Genomic DNA, 20,898 nt, shown 5'->3' on the forward strand with positions numbered 1-20,898 from the left:
TGGTAGCAGGAGAGTGGCGTGCTTAGAAGAATGGGGATAAAAGGCCGCGTACTGTTGCTGACCTTATTGCCTACCAGCCTGATGGCGTTGCTGCTGGGCGGCTATTTCACCTGGATGCAACTGTCGGAACTGCAGTCGCAGTTGCTGCAACGGGGCGAGATGATCGCCGAGCAACTGGCACCGCTGGTCGCACCAGCAATGGGCACCAAAAACACCGACCTGCTGGAACGCATCGCCACCCAGTCCCTGGAACAAACCGACGTGCGCGCCGTGTCGTTCCTCGGCCCCGACCGCACGCCCCTGGCCCACGCCGGCCCGACCATGCTCAACCAGCCGCCCATCGGCAACAGTTCGCACCTGTTGCAGCGCACCGGCAATGACGCAACCCGCTATCTGCTGCCGGTGTTCGGCCGCCATCGCAACCTCGCCGGTGAGCTGATCCCGGATGAGTCCGACCGCCTGCTGGGCTGGGTCGAGCTGGAGCTTTCCCACAATGGCATGTTGCTGCGCGGCTATCGCAGCCTGTTCGCCAGCCTGCTGCTGATTGCCATCGGCCTGATCTGCACCGCAGCCCTGGCGTTGCGCATCAGCCGTACGATCAACTCGCCGATTGGCCTGATCAAGCAGGCCGTGGCGCAGCTCAAGGACGGCAATCTGGAAACCCGCTTGCCGCCACTGGGCAGCCAGGAACTCGATCACCTCGCCTCGGGCATCAACCGCATGGCCGAGACCCTGCAAAATGCCCAGGAAGAATTGCAACACAGCATCGACCAGGCCACCGAAGACGTGCGGCAGAACCTGGAAACCATCGAGATCCAGAACATCGAGCTGGACCTGGCCCGCAAGGAAGCGCTGGAAGCCAGCCGCATCAAGTCGGAGTTTTTGGCCAACATGAGCCATGAAATCCGCACACCGCTGAACGGCATCCTCGGTTTCACCCACTTGTTGCAGAAAAGCGAGCTGTCGCCCCGCCAGCTGGATTACCTGGGCACCATCGAAAAGTCCGCCGACAACCTGTTGGGCATCATCAACGAAATCCTCGACTTCTCGAAAATCGAAGCCGGCAAGCTGGTGCTCGACAGCATCCCGTTCAACCTGCGGGACCTGTTGCAAGACACCCTGACCATCCTCGCCCCGGCCGCCCACGCCAAACAGCTGGAGCTGGTGAGCCTGGTCTACCGCGACACGCCGCTGTCGCTGGTGGGTGACCCGCTGCGGCTCAAGCAGATCCTCACGAACCTGGTGAGCAACGCGATCAAGTTCACCCGCGAAGGCACCATCGTTGCCCGCGCGATGCTTGAAGACGAACAGGAAGACAGCGTGCAACTGCGCATCAGCGTGCAGGACACCGGCATCGGCCTGTCGAACCAGGACGTGCGCGCGCTGTTCCAGGCATTCAGCCAGGCGGACAATTCGCTGTCACGCCAACCCGGCGGCACCGGCCTGGGCCTGGTGATTTCCAAGCGCCTGATCGAACAGATGGGCGGTGAGATTGGCGTCGACAGCACACCGGGGGAAGGCTCGGAATTCTGGATCAGCCTGAATCTGCCGAAAACCCGCGACGACGTCGAAGACCTGCCCTGCGCGCCACTGCTGGGCCGGCGCGTGGCGGTGCTGGAAAACCACGAGCTGGCGCGCCAGGCCCTGCAACATCAGTTGGAAGACTGCGGCCTGGAAGTCACCCCGTTCAACAGCCTGGAGAGCCTGACCAACGGCATCACCAGCGCCCACCAGACCGAACAGGCGATTGACCTGGCGGTACTGGGCATCACCGCCAACGACATTCCACCGGAGCGTTTGAACCAACACCTGTGGGACCTCGAGCACCTGGGCTGCAAGGTGCTGGTGCTGTGCCCCACCACCGAACAGCTGCTGTTCAACCCGTCGGTGCCCAACCCCAACAGTCAGTTGCAGGCCAAACCCGCCTGCACCCGCAAGCTGCGCCGCGCCCTGGCCGACCTGATCAGCCCGCGCCCGCTGCGCAGCGAACCCGGCGAGCCGCTGTCGAGTCGCGCACCACGGGTACTGTGTGTCGACGACAACCCGGCCAACCTGCTGCTGGTGCAAACCCTGCTGGAAGACATGGGCGCCAAGGTCCAGGCGGTGGAAAGCGGTTACTCGGCCATCGAAGCGGTGAAGCAGGAAGCCTTCGACCTGGTGCTGATGGACGTGCAAATGCCCGGCATGGACGGTCGCCAGAGCACCGAGGCGATCCGCACATGGGAAAGCGAACGCCATGGCACACCGCTGCCCATCGTCGCGCTGACTGCCCATGCGATGGCCAACGAAAAACGCGCCCTGCTGCAAAGCGGCATGGATGACTACCTGACCAAGCCCATCAGCGAACGGCAACTGGCCCAGGTGGTGTTGAAATGGACCGGGCTGGCCCTGCGCAACCAAGGCCCAGAGCGCGGCGCCGAAAGTTTCGGGCAGGCCACGCAACTGCCGGTACTGGACCATGAAGAAGGCTTGCGACTGGCTGCCGGCAAGGCGGATCTGGCAGCGGACATGCTGGCGATGCTCCTGGCTTCGCTGGAGGCTGACCGGGAAGCGATCCGCGTGGCCCGTGACGCCAACGACCGTAACGCCCTGATCGAGCGGGTTCATCGCCTGCACGGCGCCACCCGGTATTGCGGCGTGCCGCAACTGCGCGCGGCCTGCCAACGGGCCGAAACCCTGCTCAAACAGGACGATGCCAAGGCCATGCCGGCCCTGGATGAACTGGACATGGCGATAGCGCGGCTGGCCAGTGAGGCGCGGGTGAGCGCGTAAACTTTCGGGGCAATGTGGAGAGGGAGCTTGTCTTTGGCTAGGGAGCTTGCTGTGGCGAGGGAGCTTGCTGTGGCGAGGGAGCTTGCTCCCGCTGGGCTGCGCAGCGGCCCCAAAATCATGGGAGCGCTTCGCACTCCAGCGGGAGCAAGCTCCCTCGCCACAGCAAGCTCCCTCGCCACAGCAAGCTCCCTCGCCACAGCAAGCTCCCTCACCACAACAAGCTCACTCACCACAGACAAGCCCCCTCGCCACAAAAGCAGCTTTCAATCATCAAGAAGGAATATTTGATGCGCATCATCCTCTTCAGCAGCCAAACCTACGACCGCGACAGTTTTCTCGCCCAACCGTTGCCCGCAGGCATGCAACTGCAATTCCAACCGGCCCGGCTGAACCTCGACACCGTGGCCCTGGCCGAACACCACGAAGTGGTCTGCGCCTTTATCAATGACGACCTCAGCGCCCCGGTGCTGGAGCAACTGGCCAACGGTGGCACCCGCCTGATCGCCCTGCGCTCGGCCGGTTACAACCATGTCGACCTGGCCGCCGCCAAGCGCCTGGGCCTGACCATCGTGCGGGTGCCGGCCTACTCGCCCCATGCAGTGGCCGAACATGCAGTCGCGCTGATCCTGGCCCTCAACCGCCGCCTGCACCGCGCCTACAACCGCACCCGCGACGGCGACTTCAGCCTGCATGGCCTGACCGGTTTTGACCTGGTGGGCAAGACCGTCGGCGTGGTGGGTACCGGGCAGATTGGCGCCACATTCGCCAAGATCATGGCCGGGTTCGGCTGCCAGTTGCTGGCGTACGACCCCTACCCCAACCCGCAGGTCGAAGCCCTTGGCGCGCACTATGTGAGCCTGGCGCAGTTGCTCGGCGAGTCACAGATCATCAGCCTGCATTGCCCGCTGACGGCAGACAGCAAACATCTGATCAACGCCCAGAGCCTGGCCCATATGCAACCCGGCGCGATGCTGATCAATACCGGGCGCGGCGGCCTGGTGGACACCCCGGCGCTGATCGACGCACTCAAGGACGGCCAACTCGGCTACCTGGGGCTGGATGTGTATGAAGAAGAGGCCCAGCTATTTTTCGAAGACCGCTCGGACCTGCCCCTGCAAGACGACGTGCTGGCGCGCCTGCTGACCTTCCCCAACGTGATCATCACCGCGCACCAGGCCTTCCTGACGCGCGAGGCGCTGGGGGCGATTGCCGGCACCACCCTGGCCAACATCACGGCGTGGGCTGATGGGCGGGCGCAAAACCTCGTCGAAGGATGATCAGCGGTCACATAGCCGCGCCATGATGGGTGGCGGCCCGTGATAGGATGCCGCGCCTATTTGGAGGATCCATGGCCGAACACGATTTCCGCTTCAGCTTGCTGAGCCCGCAACACACCCTGATCGAATGCCGCGCCCTGGTGCCGGGCCGTTATCAAGTCACCGGCAACGGTGGCTCGATCAAGAACGGCGACGTTCTGATCGTCACCCTGCGCGGCAGTAAAACCCTGTCGATGCGCCTGACCGTCGAAGGCGATGCGCGCTACTCCATCCGCCCGGCAGGCCAGTGGGTCGCCATGGCCCAGGGGCCAAAGTTCGGCGAACTGGAGATTCACACCTGGAAGGTCAACTGCGACAGCTGCGACAACGTGCTGGAGTTTGAATTCGCGGTGGAAACCAAGCTGAGCAAAGAGCCGCTGCAACCGGCCGCCACGGCGCGGGTCAGCGAGCTGGGCTGGGCCACCCTGGGCGACAAGCACCGCTGCCCGAAATGCCAGAAGGCCGCGCAATGAAAGCCGTGCTGATGCTGGCCGTGCTGGGTGCAGGCCTTGCGGGCTGCGCCAGCGACGAGGTCAAGCTCAAGCAGGATCACAGCTACGTGGTGGAGTGGATCGGTGAACGGCCGCTGATGGATTACGCGCACCTGACCGTGACCCTCGGCGCCGATGGCCGGGCCTACGGCAATGGTGGCTGCAACCATTGGTTCGCGCCCTACACCCTGGACGGCGACAAGCTGACCTTCGGCAAGGTCGGCAGCACCCGCAAACTCTGCGCCGAAGCGCTGATGGAGCAGGAGCACCGTTTCTTCCAGGCCCTGCAAGGGGTGCAACGCTGGGACATCTCGCCGATCGAGCAGACGCGTTTCTGGCCGGCGGATGGCCTGCCATTGCGGTTGTGGCTGGAAGAAGGCTGATTCCGCTCTTCTGTGGGAGCTGGCTTGCCTGCGATGGCATCGCCTCGGTCTGGCTGACAGACCGAGTTGCCTGCATCGTTGGCAAGCCAGCTCCTACATTTAACCGCGCAACGCCTTGAGCTTGGCCAACACACCCTCGGCCGTCTGCTCACCCATCAGTTGCTCGCGCACCTTGCCCTTGTCATCGATGATGTAGGTCACCGGCAACGCTTCGCTGCGGGGAATATCGAAGATTTCATCCGGGTTCTGCGCCAATACGGTGAACTTGATGCCCAGCTTCTCGCTGGCGCTCTTGAGTTCTTCACCCTGGGCGTTGTCGAAGTTCACGCCAAATACGCCCACCGACTGGCCCTTGAGCTGTTCGGCCAAGGCATTCAGCTCCGGGATTTCGGTACGGCACGGGCCACACCACTCGGCCCAGTAGTTGACCACCAGCCATTGCTTGTCCAGGCGTTCGGCGGCCACTTTCTGACCGTATTGGTCAACGCCATAGTCATTGCCACAGCCGCTGAGCAGCAGTGTGCCGATGATTGCCAATGCGCCTAACAGTCGCCTCGTCATGGGGTAATCCTTCGTAAAAATGAACATTGGCTGCGGCCGATCGCCTCTCATGGTTTAAGGACGTGACGCAGCGCGGGTAGAATACCCGCCACCTTACGCAAGATGCGACCCGCACATGACCGATCTGACGCTTTATCACAACCCGCGCTGCTCGAAATCCCGCGGTGCGCTCGAACTGCTGGAGGCCCGTGGCCTGACACCAACCGTGGTGCGCTACCTGGAAACCCCGCTCGACGCCGCGCAATTGCAGGCCTTGCTGGGCAAGCTTGGGATCAGCGCGCGGCAACTGCTGCGTACCGGCGAAGACGAATACAAAACCCTCAACCTGGCCGACGCGAGCCTCAGCGAAGCGCAGTTGATTGCCGCCATCACCGCTCATCCGAAACTGATGGAACGCCCGATCCTCGAAACCGCCGACAAGGCCGTGATTGGCCGTCCTCCGGAAAATGTCCTGGAGCTGGTTTCGTGAGTGCGCCGTATGTGCTGGTGTTGTATTACAGCCGCAACGGCTCGGTCAGCGAAATGGCCCGGCAGATTGCCCGGGGCGTCGAGCAAGCCGGGCTGGAGGCGCGGTTGCGCACCGTGCCGGCCATCTCCAGCGAATGCGAAGCCGTAGCGCCGGACATTCCGGTGGACGGCCCGCTGTACTGCAGCCTCGACGACCTGAAGAACTGCGCCGGCCTGGCCCTGGGCAGCCCGACCCGTTTCGGCAACATGGCCGCGCCGCTCAAGTACTTCCTCGACGGCACCAGCAACCTGTGGCTGACCGGCGCCCTGGTGGGCAAGCCGGCGGGTGTGTTCACTTCCACCGCCAGCCTGCACGGCGGCCAGGAAACCACGCTGATGTCGATGCTGCTGCCGCTGCTGCACCACGGCATGCTGATCACCGGCCTGCCCTACAGCGAACAGGCGCTGCTCGACACCAAAGGCGGCGGTACGCCGTATGGCGCCAGCCACCATTCCGGTGCCGACGGCAAGCGCGCGCTGGATCAGCACGAGATCGCCCTGTGCCGCGCCCTCGGCCTGCGCCTGGCGAAGACCGCCGCGCTACTGGAGAACGGCCGTGGCCAGGAAGCCTAAGGTACTGCCGTCCCAGGCGTGGCTGGAGCCACGGGTCAAGGCGATGCGGGCGTTGAGCCTGCTGGCATTCCTGGGTCTGGTGGGGTTGTTGTGTGTTTACTATCTGGTGTTTGCCGACCTGCATGGCGCACGGCCGTGGGTGATTCTGCTGATCGAGCTGGTGCCGCTGCTATTGCTGGCACCGGGGATGATTTTGGGCAGCGCGCGTGGACATTCGTGGATGTGCTTTGTGGTGAATCTTTACTTCATCAAGGGCGCGCTGGCCGCGTATGACCCGAACCGGCAATGGTTTGGGATGCTGGAGATGCTGGCGAGCCTGGCGGTGTTCTGCACCGCGTTGATGTATGTGCGGTACCGGCATCAGTTGAATCGGCGGTTGGCGGGGGAAGGCCTGTAGCGTCTGACAGTCAGTCATCGCGGGCAAGCCCGGCTCCCACAGTGATCATTGTCATCCATGACAACTCGGTCAAATGTGGGAGCTGGCTTGCCTGCGATAGCGTCAACGCGATCTCAATGGTTGACGGTGTAGGCCAACATCATCGACAGCTGGCACATCGGCCGCCCGCTCTCGGCATGCCACTGGTTGAACGCACCCTGCACCGTGGCCAGGTCCCGAAGACTGGTGGGCACCTTGTCGACAATCTTCTGCGCGTTCAGCGCCGCCACTACGTCATAGCTCGGCACGAACGTGTCCTTGCCCACCATCCGCAAAAAACGCGGCGCCGACAGCCCGCCCAACTGGTGGCCGTGCTTGCTCAGGTACTTCCACAGGCCGACGATATCGGTCACCGGCCAGTCGGCGATCAACGCACCGAAACTGCCCTTTTCCTTCTCGATATCCAGAATCATCTGCGCATTGCGCGGCACGCTCTTGAGCTTGCCCAAATGGCGGATGATGCGCGTGTCCTGCATCAGCCGCTCCAGGTGCTCGGCGCCCATCAGCACGACTTTTTCCGGGTCAAACCCAAAGAATACCTGCTCGAACGCCGGCCACTTGGCGTCCACCACGCTGTGCTTGAGCCCGGCGCGAAACACCCGCAGCGAGAGGGTCGACAGGTAGCGGTCATCACTGATCTTGCGCAATTGCGCCGGGGTCAGGGGCACAGGCAGATGGGCTTCCAGCTCGGCCGCCGAACCAAAACGGTTCAGACAATATTCGTGCAGCCACTTGTAATCGCGCATGCCCTCTCCTAAGGATTGAAATGAAAACGGCGCCCAGGAGCGCCGTCTGTCAGAGCGGTGAAAACGCTCAGAGGTTCACTACGCTGACGAAGCGCGATGCGGCACTTTCGTCGATACGCAGGCTGGTGAAGTCGAACAGGTTACGGTCGGCCAACTGCGACGGCTGCACGTTCTGCAAGCTGCGGAAGATGCTGTCGACGCGGCCCGGGGTCTTGCGGTCCCACTCCTGGAGCATGTCCTTGACCACCTGGCGTTGCAGGTTTTCCTGGGAGCCGCAGAGGTTGCACGGGATGATCGGGAATTGCTTGAGGTCGGAGTACGCCTGGATGTCTTTCTCATGGCAGTACGCCAGAGGGCGAATCACCACGTTGCGCCCGTCGTCGGCCCGCAGCTTGGGCGGCATGGCCTTGAGGCTGCCGTTGAAGAACATATTGAGAAAGAAGGTTTCGACGATGTCATCGCGGTGATGACCCAGGGCCATCTTGGTCGCACCGATTTCGTCGGCAAAGGTGTAGAGCGTGCCACGGCGCAGGCGCGAGCACAGCGAGCAGGTGGTCTTGCCTTCCGGGACCAGTTCCTTGACCACCGAATAGGTGTCTTTCTCGACGATGTGGTACTCGATCCCCAATTCCTTGAGGTAGGCCGGCAGCACATGCTCGGGAAACCCCGGCTGCTTCTGGTCCATGTTCACGGCGACGATGTCGAACTTGATCGGCGCGACCTTTTGCAGGTGCATCAGCACGTCGAGCAGGGTGTAGCTGTCTTTGCCGCCGGACAGGCAGACCATGACCTTGTCGCCCTCTTCGATCATGTTGAAATCGGCGACTGCCTCACCAGCCTGGCGACGCAGGCGTTTTTGCAGTTTGTTCTGGTTGACCGTAAGAGTGCCCATGGCGCTTGGATCCGCGAAAGGTGTGTGACGAAAAGCCGGGTATTTTACGCAAAAAATCCACTATGAGCGACGCCGTTCCAGTGGGGAGCCGGACTGGGTGGGAGCCGGGCTTGCCCGCGATGGGATCAACTCGGTTTGTCTGAAGCACCGAGGTGCCTGCATCGCAGGCAAGCCAGCTCCCACAGTTGCCGGGGTTACCCCTGACAGACCTCCGCGCGATTAAGCCCAATGTTTACAGCGCAATTTGCTCTAAAGCCTTACAGTTTTTCCGGTCATCAGTTCCTATACTGCGACATAAGGTCGCACATATATCCAGACCTTTCAGGCCAATTGGCCCGTGGGCGCTCCACTGGGGGGCGATGGTAATAACGACAGGAGTGACTGGCATGATCCATCACGTCGTGGGACTTTTCACCCACCCCGATCAGGAATGGCGGGAAATTCGTGGCGATAAAGAAGAAAGCATCGGCCACATGTACCTCACCCACACGCTGATTCTGGCGGCGATCCCCGCGGTATCAGCGTTTATCGGTACCACTCAGGTGGGCTGGGTCATTGGCAGCCGTGCGCCGGTGATGCTGACGGTGGAAAGCGCGCTGTGGATGACCATCATGTCCTACGCAGCCATGCTCGGCGGCGTGGCGGTGATGGGCGCGTTTATCCACTGGATGGCGCGCACCTATGACGCCAACCCCAGCATGGCCCGTTGCGTGGCGTTTGCCACCTACACCGCGACGCCCCTGTTTATCGGCGGGCTGGCGGCGCTATACCCACATATGTGGCTGGGCATGGTGGTTGGCACTGCGGCCATTTGCTACACCGTGTACCTGCTGTACGTCGGGCTGCCGACCTTCATGAACATCCACCCGGACGAGGGCTTCCTGTTTTCGAGTTCGGTACTGGCGGTAGGCCTGGTGGTACTGGTGGCGATCATGGCCTTTACCGTGATCGTCTGGGGGCTGGGCGTAGGCCCGATCTACACCAACTGACGCGGTTCAACCCGCAGGAAAAGCCACCGCAAGGTGGCTTTGTGCGTTATGCATGACCATTCGGCGCCTGACAGATTCGGATACACCGTTGTTTGCGGCATACTGGACATCTCTGGAGATATGTACAGCATGCCCGAGCAACTCAATACCCGCGTCGAAGATTGTTTCCTGCAAGCCGAATCCTTTTTCAAACGAAGCTTCAAGCGCCCCCAGGTCAGCCTCAAGCTGCGGGGCCAGAAGGCCGGTGTCGCGCATTTGCACGAGAACCTGCTGCGCTTCAACCCGCAGCTGTACCGTGAAAACAGCCAGCACTTCCTTAAACAGACGGTCGCCCATGAAGTGGCGCACCTGATTGCCCACCAATTGTTCGGCGAGCGCATCCAGCCCCATGGCGAGGAATGGCAGTTGATCATGCGCGGGGTGTACGAACTGCCGCCGGATCGCTGCCACACCTATGAAATCCAGCGGCGGCGCGTGACGCGGTATATCTACCGCTGCCCGTGTGCCGACAGCGACTTTCCGTTTTCGCCCCAGCGTCACGGGTTGGTGAGCCAGGGGCGACGGTATTTGTGCCGCCGGTGTCGGCAGACTTTGGTGTTTACCGGGGAAACCCGGGTGGAGTGAGTTTTGTGGTGCCTGTAAGGGCCTCATCGCAGGCAAGCCAGCTCCCACATTAGACCGGGTTCCACCTTTGGAATGCAGTCAAATGTGGGAGCTGGCTTGCCTGCGATGGCGTCAGCCCAAGCACTACTGAATCACTTTGGCACGCCGCAGATCGTCTATCCGCTGAACACTGAATCCCAACTCAGCCAGCACTTCATCGCTGTGAGCGCCCACCGCCGCGCCAATGTGCCTGGCCGCCGGCAAACCCTCGGAAAACTTCAGCGGGCAGGCCATTTGCGCCTGGCTGGAACCATCGCCCCGCGGCACCTGGCTGACCAACTCCCGGGCTTTCAACTGTGGGTGCTCGACGGCCTCGCTCAAACTCAACACCGGCTCGACACACGCATCAATCCCGGCAAACAACGCACACAGCTCGTCAAAGCTGCGTTTCTCGAACTCGACCTGCAACGCCAGCTTGAGGGCTTTCTGCTGCTCAGGCTTGGGCGACAACCCCTGCGCCGCCAACTCTGGGCGCCCAAGCGCTGTACACAACTGCTGCATAAAGGCCGGTTCCAGGCTGCCCACCGACAACCAGCGCCCCTCACGCGAGCGGTAATAGTCATAGAAGCTGCCGCCATTGAGCACCTGGTTCTCCCACGCCGGTTCCACACCGCAGGCCAGGTAACCCGCACCCGCCATGGCATTCAGGCTGAAGGCGCAATCGGTCATGCTCACGTCCAGGTACTGCCCCACTCCACTCTGCTGCCGGGCGATCACCGCCGCCAGCAAGCCGATCACCGCGTGCAACGAGCCGCCGCCCACGTCTGCCAGCTGCACGCCAAGGGGCAACGGCCCGCTGTCCTGGCGCCCGGTGTAGCTGGCGATACCGGCCAGGGCCAGGTAGTTGATGTCATGGCCGGCGCGGTCCTTGTAGGGGCCGGTCTGGCCGTAGCCGGTGATGGAGACATAGATCAGCTTCGGGTTGATCGCCTTCAACGCTTCGTAGCCCAGGCCCAGGCGCTCCATGACCCCGGGGCGAAACTGCTCCAGGACGATGTCGTAGTCCGCCACCAGTTGTCGCACGATCGCCACGGCCTCGGCCTGCTTGAGGTCCAGGGCCAGGCTGCGCTTGTTGCGGTTCAGGTAGGCATGGCTGGCGGACACGCCCTGATCGTGTGGCGGCAATACCCGCAGCAGGTCCATGCGGGTGGGGGATTCGATGCGCAGCACCTCGGCGCCCATGTCGGCCAGCAGCAACGAGGCGAACGGCCCCGGCAGCAAGGTGGAGAAATCCAGTACTTTGAGGGACGCCAAGGGACCTGACATGAAGACTCCGATTCCGGTTCGATAGCTCACAGAGTAGGCAAACCTGAGCCCAAGCGGCAATCACATAAACCATCATCGGAAGTGACCGTTGTGGTTTTGCACAGGCATAAAAAAACCCATCCGAAGATGGGTTTTTCACAAACGGTGCAGCCTTACTTGACGGCGGTTGGGGTCGGGCCTTCGGCCACGCCCAGGTCGTCTTCTTCACGGGTCTCGGAGATACCGCGACCACCGGAAGCCAGTTCGACTTGCAGCTTGTCTTCGTCCAGTTCCTTCACCCACTTGGCCACAACCAGGGTCGCAACGGCGTTGCCGACCAGGTTGGTCAGTGCGCGGGCTTCGGACATGAAGCGGTCGATACCCAGGATCAGCGCCAGGCCGGCAACCGGCAGGTGGCCAACAGCCGACAGCGTCGCGGCCAGTACGATGAAGCCCGAACCGGTGACGCCAGCCGCGCCCTTGGAGGACAGCAGCAGAACCAGCAACAGGGTGATCTGGTGGGTGATGTCCATGTGGGTGTCAGTCGCCTGGGCGATGAACACGGCAGCCATGGTCAGGTAGATCGAAGTACCGTCCAGGTTGAAGGAGTAGCCAGTCGGGATAACCAGGCCCACTACCGACTTCTTGGCGCCCAGGCGTTCCATCTTGATCAGCATGCGTGGCAGTGCGGATTCGGACGAGGAAGTACCCAGTACGATCAACAGTTCTTCACGGATGTAGCGGATCAGTTTCAGGACGCTGAAGCCGTGAGCGCGGCAGATGCCACCCAGCACGATCAACACGAACAGGATGCAGGTGATGTAGAAGCAGATCATCAGCTGACCCAGCTGCACCAGCGAACCTACGCCGTAGGCACCGATGGTGAACGCCATGGCGCCCAGGGCACCCAGTGGCGCGAGCTTCATGATCATGTTGATGATGTTGAACATCACGTGGGCGAAGCGATCGATGAAGTCCAGCACCGGCTTGCCGTAGGCACCCAGGCGATGCAGGGCGAAACCGAAGATCACCGAGAACATCAGCACTTGCAGGATGTCACCGGTGGCGAATGCGCCGACGATGGTGTTCGGGATCACGTTCAGCAGGAAGCCAACGATGCTCTGGTCGGCACCGGCAGTCACGTAGGCAGCGACTTTAGAGGCGTCCAGGGTAGCCACGTCGATGTGCATGCCGGCGCCCGGTTGCACAACGTTGACCACGACCAGGCCGATCAGCAGGGCGATGGTGGAAACGATTTCGAAGTACAGCAGCGCGTAGCCGCCGGTTTTGCCGACCGATTTCATGCTTTGCATGCCAGCGATGCCGCTGACAACGGTGCAGAAGATGATCGGGGCGATGACCATTTTGATCAGCTTGATAAAGCCGTCACCCAGTGGCTTGAGGGCCACGCCGGTCTGCGGGTAGAAGTGACCGAGCAAAATACCGATAACGATTGCAACGATCACCTGGAAATACAGGGATTTGTACAGTGGCTGACGAGTCGTCATTGCAAAGTTCCTCAATCGTCCCGTGTGGCAAATATCCGCCATTGCCCACGACACTTGAATTGCGAACCCTCCTGCACTGGAGGGATTTGTTTTTTGCGAGCTGCGCACGGCAGATCTGCGTCTCCTATCGCAAGCGTCGTGCCACTTTCCTTGAAAACCGCTGAAGGCCTTTAGACATCAGCGCTCGGGGTATTTTCAGCTTCAGGCTCCACCTGCAGGCAGTGGCGGATTTCCGCCTGGCTGCCCAATCCCGTCCTACAATTTGGCGGATATCCGCCTTGTTGCACTCACCCGGTGTGGCTAACATCCGCCACTCAATGGACGAGGCCTCTATGCGTGAACGTACCATCGCCAGTCACTACGCCCGGGCCGCGCTCGGCGGTGCACGCCGGGCCGGCTATGACTATTCGGGCCTGCTGCAGCAAGTGGGCATTACCCCGGAACTGCTGAGCGAACCCCGCGCCCGCATCGCCCCGGAGCAATTCACGCGTTTGCTGCAGATGCTGTGGCTGGCGCTGGATGACGAATACCTGGGTTTCGCCGAAGGCCCGAGCAAGCGCGGCACCTTCGCCATGATGTGCCACGCGCTGATCCATTGCCGCACCCTGGAGAAGGCTCTGGAACGCGGCTTATTATTTTATAGCCTATTCCCGCAGGGTCCGCGCTGGCGCCTGACGCGTGAAGGGGAAATGGCCCGCTTGAGCCTGGATGATTCGCAGCTCTGGGACCCGGATCACTTCCTCAGCGAATGCCTGCTGGTGATCTGGCATCGCCTCGGCAGTTGGCTGATTGGCCAGCGCATCCGCCTGGACCAGGCCACGTTCAGCTACCCGATGCCGCCCCACGCCACCGAATACGACCTGCTGTTCCCCTGCCCGCAGATATTTGCAGCGCCCACCAGCAGCCTGGTGTTTCCCAGCCGCTACCTGAGCCTGCCGCTGTTGCAGGACGAGCGCACCCTCAAGCACTTCCTTGAGCGTTCACCGGCCGACCTGCTGTCGCGGCCGGATGAAGGCGACAGCTTGAGCAGCCAATTGCGGCGTCTATTGAGCCGCGACCGCACGCCCTGGCCCGACCTGGAAGCTGTCGCCCAGCACCTGCATATCAGCCCGCAGACCTTGCGTCGGCACTTGCGGGAGGAAGGCACCAGCTTTCAGGCACTCAAGGATGAGTTGCGCCGGGACATTGCGATTTATCATTTGGGACGGGCGGATTTGTCGTTGCAGGAAATCGCCGAGCAGTTGGGGTTTTCCGAACCGTCGGCGTTTCATCGGGCGTTCAAGAAGTGGACCGGGCTGACGCCGGGGGCCTATAGAGCACAGGAAAACTGAAGGCGAATGCAAAATGTGTGGCGAGGGAGCTTGCTCCCGTTGGTCTGCGCAGCAGACCCAAAGCAGCCAACGGTGTATTCCTGTGAGAACTGGGTGGTAGGTTTGAGGGCCGCTTCGCGCCCCAACGGGAGCAAGCTCCCTCGCCACAGGAAGCTCACTGAGCCTGGATGCATTCAAGCAGCCGGAAAGTGAATCTTGAACGCCGCGCCCCCCAAGGGAGAATCCCCAAGGGTCAGCCGTGCGCTGTAGCTTTCAATGATGTCCTTGACCACCGCCAGGCCAATCCCCTGCCCCGGATGCTGGCGGTCGAGCCGCTCGCCCCTTTGCAGGATTCGCGCACGCTGGTCCGGTGGCACGCCGGGGCCGTCGTCTTCGATGCACAGCTCGGTGCCTTCCAGGCTTTCCTGCAAGCTGATGCGCACTTCGCTCAGGCACAGGCGGTAGGCGTTTTCCAGCAGGTTGCCGAGCAGTTCCAGCAAGGCGCCCTTCTCGATCGGCACGTCGCATTCTTCCGGCAAATCAAAAGCCACCTTCACGCCTTTGTCGCGGTAGACCTTGTCCAGGGTGTCGCACAGGCTTTGCAGCACCGGCTCCAGCCGCACCTGGTGGCGCACCAGGCCGCTTTTACGCAGGCTGGCACGTTGCAACTGGTAGCTGATCTGCTGACTCATGCGCTCGATCTGCGATTGCAGCACCCAGGCCTGGTCCCGGTCTTCGGGGCGCTGAGCCATGTCTTCGCTCACGCCCTGCAGCACCGCCAACGGGGTTTTCAGGCTGTGGGCCAGGTCGTCCAGGGAGTCGCGGTAACGGGTGCGTTGCTCACGCTCGCTGTGGAGCAAGCGGTTGAGGGAACCGGTCAGGCGCAGCAGTTCGCGGGGGTGTTGCTCGCTGAGGCTTTCCCGGGTGCCGCCTTCGATCTCATCCAGTTCCTGGCTCAGCCGGCGCAGCGCTTGCAGGCCCCAGGTCAGGCCCAGCCACAACAGGGTGAGCAGCACCAGCAGGGCGGCGCCGAAACCCAGGTAGAGGTTTTCCCGCAGGCCTTCGAGGGTCAGTTGGTATTCGCGCACCGGTTGCAGGGCCACGATACTGAACGCCGCGCTCTTGCCGCCCAGCAGCTTGACCTCGACGTCATAGACAAAAAACTCCTGGCCGTTGGCCTCGCGAATCCGTGCGAACTCGTTGCCGCGCCCGTCATAGCGCGGTTTGTAGTTGATGTTTTCTTCCTGGGTGGCACGAGAACGCCAGACCAGATGGCCTTCGCGGTCATAGATGTAGCCCAGCAGGCGGCTGTCGGTGAGGTTGAAGCGCTCATCCGGCAGTTGTGCGGGCATCAGCAGGCGATTGTTTTCAACCCGGGCAGCCGAAATCAGCGTCGTGACATCCGACGCCAGGCGCTGCTCGATGGAGTCCTGCAGGGCCAGGCTGAAGGCGCCCTGCATGGCCGGCAACAAGGCCAGCATAAACAGCACGGCCAGGGTGGTGGCCGCGAGCATCAACCGTACACGTAACGAGCGAATCAACGGCAGCGCTCATTAAACAGGTAGCCCAGGCCACGCACGGTGTCGATCGGCTTGAACCCGGCCGGGCCTTCCAGCTTGCGGCGCAGGCGGCCCACCAGCACTTCGATGACGTTCGGATCACGCTCGTCGTCATCGGGGTAGAGCTGTTCCATCAGGCGGTCCTTGGCGACCACTTGCTGATGGTGACGCATCAGGTATTCGAGGATGCGGTATTCGTACGCCGTGAGCGCCAGAGGTTGTTCGTCGAGGGACGCCTGCTTGCGATTGAGGTCCAGCAGCAACGGCCCGGCGACGATGGTCGACTGGGTAAACCCGCTGGAGCGGCGCAGCAATGCGTTCATCCGTGCTTCCAGCTCTTCGAACTGGAACGGCTTGACCACGTAGTCGTCGGCACCGGCGGCCAGGCCTTCGACCTTGTCCTGCCAGTTGCCGCGGGCGGTCAGGATCAGGATCGGAAACGTTTTGGCCTGGGCGCGCAGTTGGCGGATCAGGTCCAGGCCGCCCATGCCGGGCAGGCCGAGGTCGATGATCGCCAGGTCGTGGTTGAATTGCCCGGTCTGGTACAGCGCCTCTTCGGCGTTGGCAACGGCCTCGACCACGTGACCGCTGTCGGTAAGGCGGGTCAACAGGTGATGACGCAGCAACGCCTCATCTTCGACAACCAGCAATTTCATAAAGCTCTCCAAGGCAAATCAACTTTCCGACTGGGGTATATCATAGCGGCCTTGCAGGTCTTGCTGGCGCAGTTTACTGCCGTTGAAGTGACCTGACAGGTTTTGATTGCCCACGCGATAGTCCGAATGCGGGGTGTACTGGCCCAGGGACTGGCCCCAAGGCGCAGCCTGTTCGCCGGCATCTTCGAAGCTCACCCGCTGAAGCAGGCTGTAGGGCTTTTTGCTCTTCTCTTTGGAGAAACCCGCGAAACTCGCGTCAGAGGCCTGCACGCCAGCAGTGGCACTGAGCATGGTTAACGCCAACATCAGCTTCTTGATCGCAGTCATGGTGCTACCTCACACGCTTTGGCTTTGGGTACAGGGCCAGACTACGCAGCCCCCCCTGAACTCCCCCTGAACACTCTCTGAACCTGGGCTGAACCGAGGCCGGCTACTGTGTAAAGAGTTATTTACGTATCCCCGGGCGCAGGCTATCCAGCGGGCCTCCAACTCGGCAAAATACCCGGCATGAATTCCCTACCCGCTTGCTGCACCCCACTTGATGCCCATTGGCCGCTGCCCATTGCCCTCCCTGGTACGGTATTGCTGAGCACCCGGTTTGACCCGGCCCTGCTGGCCATCGGCGACTTCCAGCGCAGCGCCGTGCCACCGCCCGCGAGCATCCAGCGTTCGGTGGCCAAGCGGCAGGCGGAGTTTCTTGCCGGTCGCGTGTGTGCCCGTGCCGCGCTGCAACAGCTCGATGGGCTGGATTGCGTGCCGGCGATTGGCGAGGACCGCGCGCCGGTCTGGCCGGCCCACATCAGTGGGTCGATCACCCACAGTACCGGCCATGCGGCGGCCATCGTCGCCCACAAGGCCCAATGGCGCGGGCTGGGCATGGACCTGGAAAACTTGCTGAGCCTGGAGCGGGCGGAACGCCTGGCCGGGGAAATCCTGACACCGGATGAATTGCAGCGCATGGCCGCCGGGCCGCGGGAGCAGATTGCGCAGGTGGTGACGTTGACGTTTTCAGCGAAAGAGAGCTTGTTCAAGGCGCTTTACCCGATCGTGCAGAAGCGCTTTTATTTTGAACATGCCGAGTTGCTGGAATGGTCGGATACCGGCCATGCGCGGCTGCGGTTGCTGACGGACTTGTCCGCCGAGTGGTGCCATGGCAAGGAGCTGGAGGCGCAGTTTGCGGTGGATGGGGGGCAGTTGTTGAGTTTGGTGGCCGTCAGCGCCTGATTTTGGGGCTGCTGCGCAGCCCAACGGGAGCAAGCTCCCTCGCCACAAAAAAGCATGTTTGACACAGGGCTTCAGGCTTTCTCTTGGTCTCGCGGCCAACTCAGGCTGAAACACGCGCCACCCAGGTTGTTGCTCTTGCTGATCAACGCCCGACCGCCGTGCCAATAGATGATCCGCCGCACAATCGACAATCCCAACCCGTGCCCGCCCGACGCACGGGTGCGGCTGTCGTCCAGGCGCAGGAACGGTGTGAAGATCCGCTCCCAGGCACTTTCCGGCACGCCCGGCCCGTCGTCTTCCACGTCGATGCGGCAACGCACCTGACCCACCTGGTAACTGATCAGCACCTGCCCCTGGGCATGGCGCATGGCGTTGCTCACCAGGTTTTGCAGCGCACGGTGCAGGTAGCGCGGCTCAGCGTCCACCCAGGCATCGTCCCAATGGGCCGATGACAGGCAGATGCCCCGCGCCACGTTGATCTCCGGGCGCAACGGCGACAGCTCGTCAATCACCTGATCGAGCAAAGCGCTAAGGTCGACCCGCTGAAAATTCAGCGCCGGCGAACCCTGCTCCAGCCGCGCGTAGGTGAGCATTTCGTCCACCAGGCCATCGAGGTCCTGGATGTCACTGTCCATGCCTTCCATGTACTTGCGCCGCGCTTCAGGGGTGGCCGCGTCACCGATCATCTCCAGGCCGAACCGCAGGCGCGCCACCGGCGTGCGCAGCTCGTGGGACACCGCACGCACCAGTTCGCGCTGGATTGCCAGCAGGCGTTGCAGGTGTTCGGCCATGCCATTAAACGCTGCGGCCAGGCGGCCGACCGAATCGGCGCCCCGGGCCGGCACGCGCACTTCCAGGCTGCCTTTGGCGATGCGTGTGGCGGCGGCTTCCAGGCCGCTCAAGCGCCGCTCCAATTGGCGCACCAATAAATAGACGATCAAGCCAATCAGGGTCAGGCTGATCAGCGCGATCAGGATCAGCCATTGCGCCGGGTACGGGTTCATCTGGTACAGCGGGCCGATTTCCAGGACCCACGGCGTACCGACCATCCCGGCAAACACCCGGATCGAATCACCGCCCTTGCCCAGGGCCATCACCGTATCGCCCTCCGACACGCGCCGGCGCTGGTCGTCATCCATGTCCGCCTGATCGAGCATCATCAGGTGCATCTCGAAACCAAAGCCCTTGGCCTCTTTCAAGTCCGCGAGTTTTTGCGGTTGCTCGGCCACCGGGAAGCGCACCAGTTCATCGGCCAGCAGGTAAATAGTCGCACGGGCCAGTTGTTCGCTGATTTGCTGCACTTCGCCGGTGAGCAACAGTTGCTCCTGGTCGCTGACCAGCCGCAGCACCCTGGCCGCGTGAGGCCCGGTTTGCTCCACCAATACTTGCCCGCGTTGCAGGCGGGTGCGCTGGCTCAGGTCCAGGTGCGCCTCGGCCACCGTCTGCAATTCCAGCGGGATGCCCAGCAAGCGCTCCCACACCGCCAGGGCGCGGCGGCGCTCGATGGCGCTCATGGGTTGCAGGTTGTCGCCCATCAGCGCGAAAGTGCCGTGGGCCAGGCGCTCGCGGTACTGGCCGCTGCGCACTTCATTGAGCAGGTGCAAGGCCAGCACGCCGAGCAACGCCACCAGAATCAGCGCCGCGCACATGCCGCCGTAGATGCGCAGGAAGATCGAGTTCACGGGCGCAGGTCAGCGGCAGCTTCGGGGACGAACAGGTAGCCTTTGCTGCGAATGGTCTTGATCAGGCGCGGGTGGATCGGGTCGTCGCCGATTTTCGGGCGGATCCGCGAGATGCGCACGTCGATGGAGCGGTCCTGGCCGTCATAGCCAATGCCACGCAAGGCGGTAAAGATTTCTTCCCGGGACAGGATCCGCCCGGCATTCGCCACCAGCAGCCACAGCAGGTCGAACTCGGCGCTGGTCAGTTCGATGCCGCCTTCGTGCAGCCAGGCTTCACGCAGGGCGTTGTCCACCACCAGCGGGCCGAATTGCAGGCGCCGCTGTTTTTCGGGGGTGGCTGGTTCGACGCTTTCACTGCGCCGCAGCAGGGCCTGGATCCGCGCCAGCAACAGGCGTGGGCGCACGGGTTTGCACACGTAGTCGTCGGCGCCCATGTCCAGGCCGAGCACCTGGTCCATGTCGTCGGTGCGCGCGGTCAGCATCAGGATCACGCCATCGTAGCGCTCGCGCACCTTGCGGCAGATGCTCAGGCCGTCTTCGCCGGGCAGCATCAGGTCGAGGATCACCAGGTCTGGTTGTTCGGCGATGATCCGCGCCGCCGCGAGGGCGCCGTTGCCTTCCACTGACACCCGCAGGCCGTTGCCCTCCAGGTAGTCACGGGTCAACTCAGCCAGTCGTTCGTCGTCCTCGACAATCAAGACCTGCCAGGCTTCTTGCTCCATGCTTTACCTCGGTTCTCATTATTGTTGGCGTCCTTCGCGCGCAAGATCGCTCCTACAGTTGTCATGTGGAGTGAACAAGATATCGCGTGAATAAGGGACGATTGTAGCCATGGGTCAGCCCTGTAGCACAAGCACGCAAATGGGTTCGGAGATGGTGTTTTTTTGTGATAGGGTTCGCGCCCGCAAAAATTCAACCGGATGTTTTTACCTCGGAATATCCGGTGACAAACGGTGCAATGCAGCAGTACTGCGGCCTACACGCCTGTTCCACGTTTCATACACATTTTACCCACAGCGTTATCCACAGGTAGTGCGTTGCCATACCCCCCAAAACGCATTATCTTGTAGGTCGTCGCCAAAAAAACCCTACATGTAGGGTTTTCAGCGAAAAGACCAAACACAAATCAGACAAGAAACTCAAGTCCTTTCTTGCTCCTGTTTGGTTGAACTTAAGCCTTTTTCGCAAGACCAAACCGCGCACGCGGATGGCAGCCGTTTTCAGCCCCGATCAGGCGAAAACGGTACGGGTGTTGCAGTACGAAACTGTCACCCACCAGGAATACGGTAAAGAGCCCCCAGGCTTGTAACCGAAGACTTCGGCATGGAAGCGGCGCGAACAGCTCCCTTCCTCCTGTCCCGAAGTTGTTATGCCAGGCCCAGGCC

21 protein-coding genes are annotated in these 20,898 nt (G+C 62.0%); 11 read left to right on the forward strand and 10 right to left on the reverse strand.

Going from position 1 to position 20,898, the window contains the following annotated elements; translation table 11 throughout:
- Positions 1 to 18 precede the first annotated feature (18 nt).
- From V3W39_RS12275 to V3W39_RS12290, 4 genes are all read left to right on the forward strand, one after another.
- Positions 19 to 2,772, forward strand: coding sequence for a response regulator (locus V3W39_RS12275; protein WP_330212690.1), 2,754 nt, complete (start codon positions 19 to 21; stop codon positions 2,770 to 2,772).
- 287 nt (positions 2,773 to 3,059) lie between these two features.
- A complete protein-coding gene (locus tag V3W39_RS12280) occupies positions 3,060 to 4,049 on the forward strand; it encodes a 2-hydroxyacid dehydrogenase (RefSeq protein WP_330212691.1) in 990 nt (329 codons plus the stop codon).
- A 71-nt stretch (positions 4,050 to 4,120) separates the two neighbouring features.
- Entirely contained in the window at positions 4,121 to 4,561 is a 441-nt protein-coding gene (locus V3W39_RS12285) for a hypothetical protein (protein ID WP_177042944.1), read from the forward strand.
- Entirely contained in the window at positions 4,558 to 4,962 is a 405-nt protein-coding gene (locus V3W39_RS12290) for an META domain-containing protein (RefSeq protein WP_177042943.1), read from the forward strand. Before V3W39_RS12285 ends, V3W39_RS12290 begins: the two co-directional genes overlap by 4 nt.
- 99 nt (positions 4,963 to 5,061) lie before the next feature.
- Here V3W39_RS12290 and V3W39_RS12295 read toward each other — a convergent pair whose 3' ends face one another.
- Positions 5,062 to 5,523: a TlpA disulfide reductase family protein gene (locus V3W39_RS12295; protein ID WP_010165813.1), complete on the reverse strand. Its 462-nt coding sequence runs from the start codon at positions 5,521 to 5,523 to the stop codon at positions 5,062 to 5,064.
- 115 nt (positions 5,524 to 5,638) lie between these two features.
- On the opposite strand from V3W39_RS12295, the gene arsC reads away from it, so the two are divergent.
- The 3 genes from arsC to V3W39_RS12310 are packed head-to-tail and all read left to right on the forward strand — an operon-like array spanning position 5,639 to position 7,000.
- Positions 5,639 to 5,992, forward strand: a complete 354-nt coding sequence (gene arsC / locus V3W39_RS12300; protein ID WP_330212692.1) for an arsenate reductase (glutaredoxin) — start codon at positions 5,639 to 5,641, stop codon at positions 5,990 to 5,992.
- The gene (gene wrbA / locus V3W39_RS12305) at positions 5,989 to 6,603 is read left to right on the forward strand and encodes an NAD(P)H:quinone oxidoreductase (protein ID WP_017475837.1); all 615 of its coding nucleotides are present in this window, start codon (positions 5,989 to 5,991) and stop codon (positions 6,601 to 6,603) included. The genes arsC and wrbA overlap by 4 nt, the downstream gene beginning before the upstream one ends.
- Positions 6,587 to 7,000 carry a DUF2069 domain-containing protein gene (locus tag V3W39_RS12310; protein ID WP_330212693.1) on the forward strand — a complete coding sequence of 138 codons (414 nt, stop codon included), beginning with the start codon at positions 6,587 to 6,589 and terminating at the stop codon, positions 6,998 to 7,000. The genes wrbA and V3W39_RS12310 overlap by 17 nt, the downstream gene beginning before the upstream one ends.
- Before the next feature lie 113 nt (positions 7,001 to 7,113).
- On the opposite strand, the gene V3W39_RS12315 is transcribed toward V3W39_RS12310, so the two are convergent.
- Positions 7,114 to 7,785 (reverse strand): DNA-3-methyladenine glycosylase I, encoded by a 672-nt coding sequence (locus tag V3W39_RS12315; protein ID WP_088424607.1) that lies wholly within the window; start codon positions 7,783 to 7,785, stop codon positions 7,114 to 7,116.
- A gap of 67 nt (positions 7,786 to 7,852) precedes the next feature.
- A complete protein-coding gene (gene ttcA, locus V3W39_RS12320) occupies positions 7,853 to 8,677 on the reverse strand; it encodes a tRNA 2-thiocytidine(32) synthetase TtcA (protein WP_177077375.1) in 825 nt (274 codons plus the stop codon).
- A 386-nt stretch (positions 8,678 to 9,063) separates the two neighbouring features.
- Here ttcA and V3W39_RS12325 point away from each other — a divergent pair, with 386 nt between their 5' ends.
- The gene (locus V3W39_RS12325; protein ID WP_177042938.1) at positions 9,064 to 9,666 is read left to right on the forward strand and encodes a Yip1 family protein; all 603 of its coding nucleotides are present in this window, start codon (positions 9,064 to 9,066) and stop codon (positions 9,664 to 9,666) included.
- A gap of 129 nt (positions 9,667 to 9,795) precedes the next feature.
- Positions 9,796 to 10,290 (forward strand): SprT family zinc-dependent metalloprotease, encoded by a 495-nt coding sequence (locus V3W39_RS12330; protein WP_026077778.1) that lies wholly within the window; start codon positions 9,796 to 9,798, stop codon positions 10,288 to 10,290.
- Between the two features lie 123 nt (positions 10,291 to 10,413).
- Here V3W39_RS12330 and V3W39_RS12335 read toward each other — a convergent pair whose 3' ends face one another.
- Together V3W39_RS12335 and V3W39_RS12340 are read right to left on the reverse strand one after the other, a co-directional pair.
- A complete protein-coding gene (locus V3W39_RS12335; protein ID WP_330212694.1) occupies positions 10,414 to 11,595 on the reverse strand; it encodes a CaiB/BaiF CoA transferase family protein in 1,182 nt (393 codons plus the stop codon).
- Positions 11,596 to 11,747: 152 nt separating this feature from the next.
- Positions 11,748 to 13,082 (reverse strand): dicarboxylate/amino acid:cation symporter, encoded by a 1,335-nt coding sequence (locus V3W39_RS12340; RefSeq protein WP_010165794.1) that lies wholly within the window; start codon positions 13,080 to 13,082, stop codon positions 11,748 to 11,750.
- Between the two features lie 332 nt (positions 13,083 to 13,414).
- Between V3W39_RS12340 and V3W39_RS12345 the strand changes: the two genes are divergently transcribed.
- Positions 13,415 to 14,413: an AraC family transcriptional regulator gene (locus tag V3W39_RS12345; RefSeq protein ID WP_177113694.1), complete on the forward strand. Its 999-nt coding sequence runs from the start codon at positions 13,415 to 13,417 to the stop codon at positions 14,411 to 14,413.
- Between the two features lie 173 nt (positions 14,414 to 14,586).
- Here the strand turns inward: V3W39_RS12345 and V3W39_RS12350 are convergent, their stop codons facing one another.
- The 3 genes from V3W39_RS12350 to V3W39_RS12360 are packed head-to-tail and all read right to left on the reverse strand — an operon-like array spanning position 14,587 to position 16,934.
- On the reverse strand, positions 14,587 to 15,933 hold the full coding sequence (locus V3W39_RS12350; RefSeq protein ID WP_177042935.1) for an ATP-binding protein: 1,347 nt from the start codon (positions 15,931 to 15,933) through the stop codon (positions 14,587 to 14,589).
- Positions 15,930 to 16,607, reverse strand: a complete 678-nt coding sequence (locus V3W39_RS12355; protein WP_003214228.1) for a response regulator transcription factor — start codon at positions 16,605 to 16,607, stop codon at positions 15,930 to 15,932. Before V3W39_RS12355 ends, V3W39_RS12350 begins: the two co-directional genes overlap by 4 nt.
- 18 nt (positions 16,608 to 16,625) lie before the next feature.
- Positions 16,626 to 16,934: a hypothetical protein gene (locus V3W39_RS12360; protein WP_177042934.1), complete on the reverse strand. Its 309-nt coding sequence runs from the start codon at positions 16,932 to 16,934 to the stop codon at positions 16,626 to 16,628.
- A gap of 180 nt (positions 16,935 to 17,114) precedes the next feature.
- Here V3W39_RS12360 and V3W39_RS12365 point away from each other — a divergent pair, with 180 nt between their 5' ends.
- The gene (locus V3W39_RS12365; RefSeq protein WP_177077385.1) at positions 17,115 to 17,831 is read left to right on the forward strand and encodes a 4'-phosphopantetheinyl transferase family protein; all 717 of its coding nucleotides are present in this window, start codon (positions 17,115 to 17,117) and stop codon (positions 17,829 to 17,831) included.
- Between the two features lie 71 nt (positions 17,832 to 17,902).
- On the opposite strand, the gene V3W39_RS12370 is transcribed toward V3W39_RS12365, so the two are convergent.
- Both V3W39_RS12370 and V3W39_RS12375 read right to left on the reverse strand, forming a co-directional pair.
- On the reverse strand, positions 17,903 to 19,513 hold the full coding sequence (locus tag V3W39_RS12370) for an ATP-binding protein (RefSeq protein WP_177113699.1): 1,611 nt from the start codon (positions 19,511 to 19,513) through the stop codon (positions 17,903 to 17,905).
- Positions 19,510 to 20,235, reverse strand: coding sequence for a response regulator (locus V3W39_RS12375; protein ID WP_177042931.1), 726 nt, complete (start codon positions 20,233 to 20,235; stop codon positions 19,510 to 19,512). The genes V3W39_RS12370 and V3W39_RS12375 overlap by 4 nt, the downstream gene beginning before the upstream one ends.
- Positions 20,236 to 20,898 lie beyond the last annotated feature (663 nt).

Origin of the sequence: Pseudomonas sp. Z18(2022), from assembly GCF_036346535.1 — a bacterium.
Taxonomy (GTDB): Bacteria; Pseudomonadota; Gammaproteobacteria; order Pseudomonadales; family Pseudomonadaceae; genus Aquipseudomonas; species Aquipseudomonas yamanorum_A.

Bases quoted from the DNA above. Each gene is read 5' to 3' on its own strand.
- V3W39_RS12280 (WP_330212691.1), top strand. From the start codon at position 3,060: ATGCGCATCATCCTCTTCAGCAGCCAAACCTACGACCGCGACAGTTTT.
- V3W39_RS12285 (WP_177042944.1), top strand. From the start codon at position 4,121: ATGGCCGAACACGATTTCCGCTTCAGCTTGCTGAGCCCGCAACACACC.
- V3W39_RS12290 (WP_177042943.1), top strand. From the start codon at position 4,558: ATGAAAGCCGTGCTGATGCTGGCCGTGCTGGGTGCAGGCCTTGCGGGC.
- V3W39_RS12295 (WP_010165813.1), bottom strand. From the start codon at position 5,523: ATGACGAGGCGACTGTTAGGCGCATTGGCAATCATCGGCACACTGCTG.
- arsC (WP_330212692.1), top strand. From the start codon at position 5,639: ATGACCGATCTGACGCTTTATCACAACCCGCGCTGCTCGAAATCCCGC.
- V3W39_RS12315 (WP_088424607.1), bottom strand. From the start codon at position 7,785: ATGCGCGATTACAAGTGGCTGCACGAATATTGTCTGAACCGTTTTGGT.
- ttcA (WP_177077375.1), bottom strand. From the start codon at position 8,677: ATGGGCACTCTTACGGTCAACCAGAACAAACTGCAAAAACGCCTGCGT.
- V3W39_RS12325 (WP_177042938.1), top strand. From the start codon at position 9,064: ATGATCCATCACGTCGTGGGACTTTTCACCCACCCCGATCAGGAATGG.
- V3W39_RS12330 (WP_026077778.1), top strand. From the start codon at position 9,796: ATGCCCGAGCAACTCAATACCCGCGTCGAAGATTGTTTCCTGCAAGCC.
- V3W39_RS12335 (WP_330212694.1), bottom strand. From the start codon at position 11,595: ATGTCAGGTCCCTTGGCGTCCCTCAAAGTACTGGATTTCTCCACCTTG.
- V3W39_RS12340 (WP_010165794.1), bottom strand. From the start codon at position 13,082: ATGACGACTCGTCAGCCACTGTACAAATCCCTGTATTTCCAGGTGATC.
- V3W39_RS12345 (WP_177113694.1), top strand. From the start codon at position 13,415: ATGCGTGAACGTACCATCGCCAGTCACTACGCCCGGGCCGCGCTCGGC.
- V3W39_RS12355 (WP_003214228.1), bottom strand. From the start codon at position 16,607: ATGAAATTGCTGGTTGTCGAAGATGAGGCGTTGCTGCGTCATCACCTG.
- V3W39_RS12360 (WP_177042934.1), bottom strand. From the start codon at position 16,934: ATGACTGCGATCAAGAAGCTGATGTTGGCGTTAACCATGCTCAGTGCC.
- V3W39_RS12365 (WP_177077385.1), top strand. From the start codon at position 17,115: ATGAATTCCCTACCCGCTTGCTGCACCCCACTTGATGCCCATTGGCCG.
- V3W39_RS12375 (WP_177042931.1), bottom strand. From the start codon at position 20,235: ATGGAGCAAGAAGCCTGGCAGGTCTTGATTGTCGAGGACGACGAACGA.